Origin of the sequence: Sulfuricaulis sp., assembly GCF_049587675.1 — a bacterium.
Taxonomy (GTDB): Bacteria; Pseudomonadota; Gammaproteobacteria; order Acidiferrobacterales; family Sulfurifustaceae; genus Sulfuricaulis.
This window is the reverse complement of record NZ_JBAVEJ010000149.1, coordinates 1-1,563: the sequence shown is the minus strand read 5'-3', so window position 1 is coordinate 1,563 and position 1,563 is coordinate 1. Positions and strand designations below refer to the sequence as shown.

At 64.6% G+C, this 1,563-nt stretch carries 3 protein-coding genes and 1 pseudogene; 3 read left to right on the top strand and 1 reads right to left on the bottom strand.

Translation table 11 applies throughout. The annotated features are described in order from the left end of the window. The 3 genes and pseudogenes from WB402_RS07740 to WB402_RS07730 all read left to right on the top strand — a co-directional run. A pseudogene (locus WB402_RS07740) lies at nt 1-263 on the top strand (hypothetical protein); the annotation flags it as partial. A gap of 16 nt (nt 264-279) precedes the next feature. Continuing rightward, entirely contained in the window at nt 280-546 is a 267-nt protein-coding gene (locus tag WB402_RS07735; RefSeq protein ID WP_424206583.1) for a type II toxin-antitoxin system Phd/YefM family antitoxin, read from the top strand. 29 nt (nt 547-575) lie between these two features. Continuing rightward, on the top strand, nt 576-941 hold the full coding sequence (locus WB402_RS07730) for a type II toxin-antitoxin system VapC family toxin (protein WP_424206585.1): 366 nt from the start codon (nt 576-578) through the stop codon (nt 939-941). Nucleotides 942-944: 3 nt separating this feature from the next. Here the strand turns inward: WB402_RS07730 and WB402_RS07725 are convergent. Further along, on the bottom strand, nt 945-1,563 hold a 619-nt coding region (locus WB402_RS07725), incomplete at its 5' end, for a pyridoxal-phosphate dependent enzyme (protein WP_424206581.1).

The window sequence follows — 1,563 nt, the reverse complement described above, 5'->3', positions numbered from 1 at the left end:
CGCTCGGGCCTCGGCCGAGGCGTCGGCTGATCGAGGACGTCATGACAGCACTGCCTGACGTGCTGGACCGATTCCCTACGGGCACTACCGTGGCCCTGCTGTTGACACGGCCTGGCAAAGGCCCTATCTCGGAGGCCGACAGGCAGTGGGCCACGTTGCTCACAGAGGTCGCGGCATACGTCGGTATCTCCATCGAGCCGGTCTTCCGGGCCCATGACGAGTCACTCGTGCAGGTGGATCCCGCCTTCAGAGCAGCCAGTTAGTGCTACCATGTGCTACATGACGCGAATCGGCCTACGCGAACTACGACAGAACGCGAGCCGCTACATCGCCCGTGTGGCGCAGGGGGAAACCGTAGAGGTGACCCAGCGCGGCCGCTTGGTGGCGCGCATCGTGCCGGCTGTCGAAGACCCGTGGCAGGACTTGATTCTCCGTGGCGAGGTCATACCTGCCGAGTCACCTGACGACCTCCTGCACATCCGCCCAGTGGATTATGGCTTCAACGCATCGGAGGACCTGCAGCGACTGCGAGCTGAGGAGCGTTGACGCATCTGTACCTCGATACATCAGCATTGGTGAAACTGATCGTCGAGGAATCGGAATCCGTTGCGCTGCAACAATTTCTGCATGACCACGCAACGGATGTCCGATTTAGCGCAGCACTCTCCCGAACGGAACTCATTCGGGCTGTCGTTCGACGCGGGCCCGTCGAGATCGTTGAAGACGCACGTCGCCTCCTTGACGCGGTGGATACGGTCGCGATGACAAGCCGGCTCCTCGACGAAGCCGCGGCGATCCGGCCGTCCGATCTTCGGACCCTCGACGCGATTCATCTGGCTTCGGCACTGACGGCGCCGGCGCTTCGCGCATTGATCACGTATGACAGTCGCCTGGCCGCCGCCGCAACGTCACAGGGAATAACGGTCGTCGCTCCGCGCTAGGCACTACGGGTTGATGAGGTACCGGTACGCCGGCGAGTGCGGCGCGAGCACCTCGACTTCCATGTCGGAGAACTCCATGCGCGCGAGCAACCCGTCGTAGTCCTCGGCCGAGCCGAGCTCGACACCGACGAGCGCCGCACCCGTCTCGCGGTTGTTGCGCTTGACGTACTCGAACAACGTGATGTCGTCGTTGGGGCCGAGCACCTGGTCGAGGAAGCGGCGCAACGCACCCGGCTCCTGCGGGAAGTTGACCAAGAAGTAGTGCTTGAGGCCGAGGTGCACCAGAGACCGCTCCAGGATCTCGCCGTAGCGGGACACGTCGTTGTTGCCGCCGGAGATCAGGCACACCACCGTCGAACCCGGCTCCACGACATCGTTTTCCCGCAGCGCAGTCACCGACAGCGCGCCCGCAGGCTCGGCGATGATGCCCTCGTTTTGGTACAGGTCCAACATGGCGGTGCAGACCGCGCCCTCGTCGACCGTCGTCACCGACACCATGTCGCCGGCCGCCGCCAGCGCCGCGTAGGTCAGCGTGCCCGCCCGGTTGACTGCGGCACCGTCGACGAACTGGTCGACGTGCTCCAGGGTCACCGGCTCGCCGGCCGCCAACGCAGCCATCATC